This window comes from Halomonas sp. 707D4, assembly GCF_024158685.1.
In the GTDB taxonomy this organism is placed as follows: Bacteria; Pseudomonadota; Gammaproteobacteria; order Pseudomonadales; family Halomonadaceae; genus Vreelandella.
In genome coordinates, this window is the sequence record NZ_JAMZBD010000084.1 from 1 (window position 1) to 9,017 (window position 9,017).

Consider the following 9,017-nt stretch of genomic DNA (forward strand, 5'->3'; position numbering starts at 1 on the left):
GCATCTCGCGCAGCAGCTGGGCGCTAAGCTCCTCGAAGGCGGGCGACGCACTCGGCGCGGCGGGCGCTGGCGCTGGCGCGGGGGCCTGGGCGGGCACGGCGGGCGCCGTGTCGAGAGCGGCGTCGTCGGCCATGGCGAGAATCTCCACACCGGTGTCGGTGCGCCGGTTGGCGACGATCAGGGCGTCATCGCCCAGGGTTTCGCGCACCTGGCGCATGACGTCGCGACTGTTCGCGCCGACAAAGCGTCTCACGCTCATGGGTTGGCTTTCCTCCTCTCAGCGGCGGGGGCCCTGCTCATCGCGGCCCGCCCACCAGCGTCGTGATCTTGAGCGTACGGTCATCGGGGATCTCCGCCTGGGACATCACCACCAGGTGGCGCATGCGCCGACGCAAAAAGCGCGAGACCACCGCGCGCAGCGAGTGCTGCACCACCAGCACCGGCGGCTCGCCGGCGGCTTCCTGGCGCTCGAGCGCCTGCTGGGCCTGGGTCATCAGGGTCTCGGCGAGCCCCGGCTCCATCGCGCCGTTGCCGTTCATGGCCTGCATCAGCACCTGCTCGAGCTGGGCGTCGAGGCCGATGACGTTGAGCGTCTCCTGGCCCGCGAACCACTGCTGGGTGATCGCCCGGCCAAGGCCCACGCGCACCAGCGCGGTGAGCTCGCCCGGGTCCTTCTGGGTCGCCGCGACCTCGGCCAGGGTATCGAGGATGGTGCGCATGTCGCGAATCGAGACGTCCTCGTCGAGCAGGTGCTGCAGGATGCGCTGCAGCACGGTGAGCGAGATCGCCTTGGGCACTACCTCCTCGACCAGGGATTTCTGCTCGTCGCCGAGCTTGTCGAGCAGCTTCTGCACTTCCTGGCGGCCGAGCATCTCAGGCGAGTGGCGGTGCAGAAGGTGATTCAGGTGGGTGGCGATCACGGTGCTGGCATCGACCACGGTGTAGCCGAACACCTGGGCGTGCTCGCGCTGGGCGGCGTCGATCCACACCGCCGGAAGCCCGAAGGCCGGGTCCTGGGTCGGCGTGCCCTGGAGCTGCCCGGAGACCTGGCCCGGGTCGATCGCCAGCCACTTGCCCGGCTGCGCCTCGGCGCGGCCGATCTCGGCGCCCTTGAGCGACAGTACGTAGGCGTTGGGCGACAGCTCGAGGTTGTCGCGAATGTGCACCACCGGCGGCAAAAAGCCCACTTCCTGGGCGAACTTCTTGCGCACGCTCTTGATGCGCGCCAGAAGCTCGCCCTTCTGGCGCGAGTCGACCAGCGGGATCAAGCGGTGGCCGACTTCGAGCCCCAAGGTATCGACCAGTTGCACGTCCTCCCAGCTCGCCTCCGGGGTCTCCTGCACCGGCATGGGCGCATCCGCCATCTCCTCGGTGACCAGCACCTTCTCCTGATGGCGCTTGAGGTACCAGGCCAACCCGCCCAGAAGCGCCGTGAAGATCAGAAACACCAGGTTGGGCATGCCCGGCACCATGCCGAGAAGCCCCATCACCACGGCGGCGAGGATCATCACCTGGGGGTTGACGAACAGCTGGCTGAGCATCTGCTGGCCGACGTCCTGCTCGGTGTTGACCCGCGAGACCGTGACGCCGGCGGCGGTGGAGATCACCAGCGCCGGAATCTGTGCGACCAGGCCGTCGCCGATGGTCAGCAGCGTATAGGTGCGCCCGGCGTCGGCGAAGCCCATGTCGTGCTGCATCATGCCGATGATCAGCCCGCCGATGATGTTGACCACCATGATCACGAGCCCCGCCATGGCGTCGCCGCGCACGAACTTGCTGGCACCGTCCATGGAGCCGTAGAAGTCGGCTTCCTGGGCGACCTCGGCGCGGCGCTTCTTGGCGTCCTCCTCGCCGATCAGTCCGGCGTTGAGGTCGGCGTCGATCGCCATCTGCTTGCCGGGCATGGCATCCAGGGTGAAGCGCGCGCCGACCTCGGCGATGCGCCCGGCGCCTTTCGTGATGACCATGAAGTTGATGATCACCAGAATCAGGAACACCACCAGACCCACGGCGAAGTTGCCGCCGACCAGGAACGTGCCGAAGGCCTCGATCACCTTGCCCGCCGAGGCGCCGCCCTGGTGACCCTCCATCAGCACCACCCGGGTGGAGGCGACGTTGAGCGACAGCCGGAGCAGCGTGGTGAACAGGAGCACCGCCGGGAAGGCGGCGAAATCGAGCGGCTTCTCGGCGAACATGCTCACCAGCAGCACCATGATGGCCAGCGCAATGTTGAAGGTGAACAGCAGGTCGAGCGCAAACGGCGGCAGCGGCACGATCATCATGCCGAGGATCATGAGGATCAGAAGCGGCCCCGCCAGCAGCTTCACGGGGACGTCGCTCAGCGCACCGCGCTGACCGATGAGTTGGCTCAGGGCCTTCATGATGGGCGTGCCTCGTTGGCGCCGGGGCCGCGCGGGGGGTACGTCATGTCGTCGGGAACCGGCAGGTTATCGGGGGTCGGGGGTATCTCGCCCCCCTCGTGCGCCACGCTCTTCAAGCGGTACGCCCAGGCCATGACCTCGGCCACGGCAGTGTAGAGCTCGGCCGGCACTTCGCCGTCGAGGTCCACGTGATGATACAGCGCCCGCGCCAGCGGCGCGGCCTCGAGGCGCGGCACGCCGGCCTCGAGGGCGATGTCGCGAATCCGCCCGGCCACGGCGTCGGCGCCCTTGGCCACCACCCGAGGCGCGCCCATCTGACCTTCCTGATAGGAGAGCGCCACCGCGTAGTGGGTCGGGTTGGTGATGATCACGTCCGCCTCGGGCACCTTGCTCATCATGCGCCCGCGCGCCATGGCCTGCTGCTGCTGGCGAATGCGCCCCTTGACGTGGGGGTCGCCCTCGGACTCCTTGTGCTCGCGCTTCACTTCTTCTTGACTCATACGCAGCTTCTTGGCGTTGCTCCAGAGCTGATAGGGCACGTCGATCAGGATCACCACGATCAGCGAAAAGATCGCCAGCGCCGCAGCGAGGGCGGCCATGTTCAAGGCACTGGCCAGCGCCTGCTGGATGGGCAGGTCCGGCAGGCCCAAGAGGCGATCGATGTTGAAATAGATGAACGCCCCGGAGACCCCGCCCACCAGCACCGACTTGGCGATCGCCTTGGCAAGCTCGATCAGCGCCTGGGTGGAGAAGATGCGCTTGATGCCCGAGATCGGGTTGAGCTTGGAAAACTTCGGCTGCATGGACTTGGCCGACACCAGCCAGCCGCCGAGCAGCGCCGGGGCGACCAGCGCGACCACGCCCAAGAGGATGAACAGCGGCACCATGGCGATCAGCGTGCGCTGGCCGAGGTTCAGCGCGTTCACCAGCATCGGCGTGGGATCGAACGCCTGGCGACGATCGAACAGAAACGCCTGCTCCATGACCATGCCGAGCTGGTCGTAGAGCATCTGCCCCATGCTCCAGAGTCCGGCCACGCCGGCCATCAGCAGAAGCACCGTGGTCAGCTCGCGCGAGCGGGGAACCTGCCCCTCCTCGCGGGCCTTCTCCTTGCGCCTGGGCGTGGCCTCTTCGGTCTTTTCCTGATCGCTGTCGTTGTCTGCCATGGATCGTTCGGCTCATCCTGGGCGGTCTATAAGCGTCAGCCGCCCCGAAGGGCGGCTGAAGCAAGGTGCCTAGTGTGCCAGACGAGCCGGCGGACAATGTCCTAATAACCGGACATTAAAAGCCCAATTCGTCCAATAAGTCGTCCACCTGATCCTGGCCCGTGACGATGTCCGGGGCGTTGTCCCTGATCTGCGGGCCGTTGAGAAGCTCCTCCTTGCGCCGCGCGGTGTCGTTCTCCCACTGATCCTGCGCCTTGCGCTGCATGCTTTCGCGCGCTTCGGCGCCGGGCACGTTGTCGATCAGCACCTGGACCAGCTGGTGCTCGATCTCGCGGATCACGTCCATCATCTTCTTGATGACCTGCCCGGTGAGATCCTGGAAATCCTGCGCCATCATGATGTCCAGCAGCTCCTTGTTGGTGGCCGCGGTCATCTCGGGGACATCGTGAAGGTAGGCGCGGGTCTCCTTGACCAGGCTCTTCGCCTCGTCGAGCTCCTGGGGGGCGGCGAACCACTCGTCCCAGCGCTTGTCGAGCGCTTCGGCGCGTTCGGAGAGCTGATCCTGCAACGGCTGGGCGCGGTCGATGGCGTTGAGCGCCCGGTCCGCGGCCTGCTCGGTCATGGTGGCCACGTAATGCAGCCGGTCGCGGGCGTCGGGAATGGCTTCCGCCGCTTTCTCGATCTCCTTGTCCAGGCCAAGCTCACGCATGTTGTCGCGCAGCATGCGGGTCAGCTTGCCGATACGGTGGATCAGCTCTTCAGCGGCTTCCTCGGGCAGCGGGGTCGCGCCTGCCTGCTCATTCTGACTCATGGTACTCTCCTTGCAGGCCAGGCACCGAGCCCGGCCGCTTTATTATTTGCCCATCTTTTCGAAGATTTTGTTCAGCTTTTCCTCGAGGGTCGCCGCGGTGAACGGCTTCACCACGTAGCCGTTGGCACCGGCCTGGGCGGCAGCGATGATGTTCTCCTTCTTCGCCTCGGCGGTGACCATCAGCACCGGCAGCGCCTTGAGCGCGTCGTCCTGGCGAATCTCCTTGAGCATCTCGAGCCCGTCCAGGTTGGGCATGTTCCAGTCGGAGACCACGAACTCGAAGTTGCCGGCGCGCAGCTTGTTGAGCGCGTCCTGGCCATCCTCGGCCTCCTCGACGTTGGTGAAGCCCAGCTCCTTGAGCAGGCTGCGCACGATGCGGCGCATGGTCGGGAAGTCGTCCACTACCAGAAAGCTCATGTTCTTATCGGCCATCGTTCATCTTCTCCACGTGTAGGGCGTTGGGTGCCCCGGCCGATGCCGGGGCGTCGATCAAAAGGATTCCCACTCTTCGACGGCGCTCGTCCGGGCCGGCGCCTTCAGTGCCGAAGGGCGGTGGGCGCTCGAACGCGGCGCCTGTGCCACCGTGCGGGCGGCCGGCAGCGATGCGACGCCGCGCGCGCCCTCCAGCACCTTGAACACCGCGACCGCCTCCTCGAGCCGGTTGGCCTGCTCCTCGAGCGAAGCCGCTGCGGCCGCCGCTTCCTGGACCAGCGCGGCGTTCTGCTGGGTCACGTCGTCCATCTGGCCGACCGCGTGGCTGACCTGCTCGATACCGTCGCTCTGCTCCTGGGAGGCCGCCGATATCTCGTCCATGATGTCCGCCACCCGGCGCACGGCGGTGACCACGTCGGTCATGGTACTGCCGGCTTGCTCGACCAGGGTCGAACCATCGCTGATCTGCTTCACCGAGGTGTCGATCAGCGCCTTGATCTCCTTGGCGGCGTCGGCGCTGCGGCTGGCGAGGTTGCGCACTTCACCGGCCACCACGGCAAAGCCGCGGCCCTGCTCACCGGCGCGCGCCGCCTCCACCGAGGCGTTGAGCGCCAGGATGTTGGTCTGGAAGGCGATCGAGTCGATCACGCTGGTGATGTCCGCCACCTTCTGGGAGCTTTGCGAGATGCCGTGCATGGTCTGCACCACCCGCTCGACCACCTGGCCGCCCTGTTCGGCGGTGGTGGAGGCTTCGCCGGCCAGCGTGCTCGCCTGGCGGGCGTTGTCGGCGTTCTGCTTCACCGTGGCGGTCATCTCTTCCATGCTGGCCGCGGTCTGCTCGATGGACGCCGCCTGCTGCTCGGTGCGCGAGGAGAGCTCGGTATTGCCCTGGCTGATCTCGCGGGTGCCGTGGTGGATCGCGCCGCTGCCTTCGCGCACGCGGGCGACCAGGCCGGTGAGGTTCTCCTGCATGCTGCCCATGGCGGCGAACAGCCGGCCCACTTCGCTCTTGCCCGCCGGCGGCATCGGCTCGGTCAGATCCGCCTCGGCGATCTTGTTGAGTCGGCGCACGGCGTCGTTGAGCGGCGTGATCACGGTGCGGCGCAGGCCGAGGTAGATCAGCACGACGACCAGCAGCGTCACCAGTACCGCGACGATATAGAGGATGTTGAACAGGTGGCGCTGCTCTTGAATATCTTCCCGGATTCCGTCGACCCGCGAGAAGCCGAAGTCGCTGAAGGCCGTGATATGGTCGACGATACTCAGAAGCGGCTCTCTCAGCTCAAGGCGCAGCTCGTTGAAGCGCTGGTAGTTACCTGCTTCGAGGCTGGCATGTTGCTCCTTTATCAAGGGCATGAGCCGCTGATAGTCCTCGATCAAGGGGCGGGCAAGCTCTGCTCCCCGCGGGGTTTTCGGAGCGGCAATGAAGTTCTCGAAACGCACTTCGGTGCGCTCTATGCGATCCGCCGCTGCCGCCAGCGCCGAGCCGATCCGTTCGTTCTGCCCGGACATGGCGTAGCTTGCGGCCATCTCCAGCACGCGCATCGCCTGGTTGAGCAGCGAATCTCCGCGATTGAGCTCGTTGAGCTGTGCGCGACTGATGGTGGTCAGCGTCTCGACGTTCTTTTCGGTGGAGCGGTCGGTCATGACGTTGAGCGCGATCAGCGCCATGATCAGGACGCTGAAGCAGCCCAGTGCCGCTACCACCGCCGTGTGAATACTCAGGTTTCTTGCAAACCGCGCCATTTAGCTGATCTCTCTCGATGTCGTTTTCAGGTAGTGCATCATGTAATGCCTGTTGGTCATACCCGCTGCGCGCGCCCGGAAGCGGCGACCAGCGCCAGCACGCGCGCGGGGATCTCGTCCAGCGCCAGGGTCTCGCCAGCCCCGCCCACGGCGATCGCCTCGCGCGGCATGCCGAACACCACGCAGCTCTGCTCGTTCTGGGCGATGGTCGGCGCGCCGGCCTGGCGCATTTCCAGAAGTCCCACCGCGCCATCCTTGCCCATGCCGGTCAGGATCACGCCGATGGCGTTCTTGCCCGCGTGCTTGGCCGCGGAGTGAAACAGTACGTCCACCGACGGGCGGTGGCGGTTGACGGGCTCGCCGTCGTGCAGGCGTACCACGTAGTTGGCGCCGCTTCTGGCAAGCTCCAGGTGGTGGCCGCCGGGCGCGATGTAGGCGTGCCCGGGCAGCACCCGTTCGCCCTCGGAGGCTTCCTTGACGGTGATCCGGCACAGCCGGTCGAGGCGCTCGGCGAAGGAGCGGGTGAACCCGCCGGGCATGTGCTGGGTGATCAGGATCGCCGGCGAGTTGGCGGGCAGCGGCTCGAGCACGGCGCGAATCGCCTCGGTGCCGCCGGTGGAGGCGCCGATGATGATCAGCTTCTCGCTCGAGATCAAAGGCGCTTTCAGCGCCGCCGGGGCGGCGGCAGCCTTGCGCGCCTGGCGCGGACGCGAGCGCGCGGCGGCGCGAATCTTGTCGGCGATTTCGCTGGCGTATTCCAGCATGCCGCTTCTCACCCCGAGGCTCGGCTTGGCGACGAAATCCAGCGCCCCGAGCTCGAGGGCGCGCAGGGTGATCTCCGAGCCGCTCTGGGTCAGCGACGACACCATCAGCACCGGCATCGGGCGCAGGCGCATCAGCCGGTCGAGGAAATCGAGCCCGTCCATGCGCGGCATCTCGACGTCCAGCGTCAATACGTCCGGGTTGTGCTGCTTGATGAGATCCCGTGCCACCAGGGGGTCCGGGGCGGTGGCAACGACCTCCATGTCCGGCTGCTCGTTGATGATCGTGGTCAGCAAATCGCGAATCAGCGCCGAGTCGTCGACGCACAGCACCTTGATCTTGGCAGTACTCAAAGCCCGCCTCCTGTTTGAAAACTCACCGATGACCGCCTCTGCAATGGTTGTCGCATGTGCCTTCTACCGGCCGCTGTCGGCGAGGGTGTAGACCGTCTGGCCGCGCAGCTTGAAGGCGTTGCTGATGTAGGAGAAGTTCTCCGAATGGCCGGCGAACAGCAGCCCGTCGCGCTTCATCAGTGGCGCGAACCGTTTCAATATCGCGGTCTGTGTCTGCTTGTCGAAATAGATCATGATGTTGCGACAGAAGATGGCATCGAAGGGCCCCTTCACCGGCCAGCTCGGCGCCAGCAGGTTCAGCGGCAGAAACTCGACCATCGCCATCACTTCCGGGCGCACGCGGGCCAGTCCCGCGTGACTGCCGGTGCCCTTCTGGAAAAACCGCTTCACCCGTGCCTCGTCGAGCTTGCGCACCTGCTCCTGGGGGTAGATCCCGGCCTGGGCCTTGGCCAGCGCATCGGTATCGATGTCGGTGGCGACGATACGCGCGTTCGCGGCCCGACCGCCGAGGGTCTCCAGCAGCGTCATCGCGATCGAGTAGGGCTCTTCGCCGGTGGAGGCCGCCGAGCACCAGATGTTGACCGGGCCCGTGGCGTGTCGCACGTGCTCGGCGAGCAGCGGAAAGTGGTGCGCCTCGCGAAAGAAGGCGGTCAGGTTGGTGGTCAGCGCGTTGGTGAACGCTTCCCACTCCCGGGCATCGGGCTGGCGCTCGAGCCGCGTGAGATAGTCGGTGAAGCGCGTCAGGCCATGATGACGCAGCCGCCGGGCCAGCCGGCTATAGACCATCTCGCGCTTGTGTTCGGCCAGCACGATGCCGGCGCGCTGATAGATCAGCTCGCGAATGCGCAGGAAGTCGGCATCGGTGAGAATCAGATCGCGTTCGATCTGATTGCCCGTTGTCCACGTTCCGCCCTCCCCCGATCCATCGCGTGGTTCGCTCAAAATTCTTCCCACTCCTCTACGGCAACGGTCTGACGCCTGGCCGGCGGTGCTGCCAGCGGCGCCTTCGAAACACTCGGCGGCGCGGCGAGCGCCACCGATTCACGCGGCGGCGCCTGGCGCGGCGCGCCCTGGGCCGCCTGGGCGCTCAATCGAAACGCTTCGACGGACAGCGACAGCAAACTCGCCTGGCGCTCGAGCGCGGCGGCGGCCTGGGCGGTTTCCTGGACCCGCACGGCGTTTTGCTGGGTGGCCTGGTCCATCTCGGCGACGGACTGGTTGACCTCGGCGATGCCGGTGCTCTGCTCCTCGGAGGCCGAGGAGATCTCGTGCATGATGTGGGTGACGCTGCGCGCCGCCTCGGCCACGTCGCTGATCGCCGCTTCAGCCTTCTCGACCAGGCCGGCGCCGGTGGTGACGTCCTGGC

At 66.5% G+C, this 9,017-nt stretch carries 8 protein-coding genes and 1 pseudogene; all 9 read right to left on the minus strand.

Annotated elements, in window-relative coordinates; all coding sequences use genetic code 11:
* A pseudogene (locus tag BIS11_RS05610) lies at positions 1-259 on the minus strand (flagellar biosynthesis protein FlhF); the annotation flags it as partial.
* A gap of 37 nt (positions 260-296) precedes the next feature.
* The gene (flhA, locus tag BIS11_RS05615; RefSeq protein WP_253423874.1) at positions 297-2,381 is read right to left on the minus strand and encodes a flagellar biosynthesis protein FlhA; all 2,085 of its coding nucleotides are present in this window, start codon (positions 2,379-2,381) and stop codon (positions 297-299) included.
* Positions 2,378-3,547, minus strand: a complete 1,170-nt coding sequence (flhB, locus tag BIS11_RS05620; RefSeq protein ID WP_253423878.1) for a flagellar biosynthesis protein FlhB — start codon at positions 3,545-3,547, stop codon at positions 2,378-2,380. The genes flhA and flhB overlap by 4 nt, the downstream gene beginning before the upstream one ends.
* Positions 3,548-3,662: 115 nt before the next feature.
* The gene (gene cheZ / locus BIS11_RS05625; RefSeq protein WP_253423881.1) at positions 3,663-4,358 is read right to left on the minus strand and encodes a protein phosphatase CheZ; all 696 of its coding nucleotides are present in this window, start codon (positions 4,356-4,358) and stop codon (positions 3,663-3,665) included.
* A 42-nt stretch (positions 4,359-4,400) separates the two neighbouring features.
* Positions 4,401-4,790 (minus strand): chemotaxis response regulator CheY, encoded by a 390-nt coding sequence (gene cheY, locus BIS11_RS05630; protein ID WP_227389139.1) that lies wholly within the window; start codon positions 4,788-4,790, stop codon positions 4,401-4,403.
* Positions 4,791-4,847: 57 nt separating this feature from the next.
* Positions 4,848-6,536 (minus strand): methyl-accepting chemotaxis protein, encoded by a 1,689-nt coding sequence (locus BIS11_RS05635; protein ID WP_253423884.1) that lies wholly within the window; start codon positions 6,534-6,536, stop codon positions 4,848-4,850.
* A 56-nt stretch (positions 6,537-6,592) separates the two neighbouring features.
* Entirely contained in the window at positions 6,593-7,651 is a 1,059-nt protein-coding gene (locus BIS11_RS05640) for a chemotaxis response regulator protein-glutamate methylesterase (RefSeq protein WP_253423886.1), read from the minus strand.
* Between the two features lie 63 nt (positions 7,652-7,714).
* Positions 7,715-8,593, minus strand: coding sequence for a CheR family methyltransferase (locus BIS11_RS05645; RefSeq protein ID WP_253423889.1), 879 nt, complete (start codon positions 8,591-8,593; stop codon positions 7,715-7,717).
* On the minus strand, positions 8,590-9,017 hold a 428-nt coding region (locus BIS11_RS05650; protein WP_253585803.1), incomplete at its 5' end, for a methyl-accepting chemotaxis protein. The genes BIS11_RS05645 and BIS11_RS05650, both read right to left, overlap by 4 nt.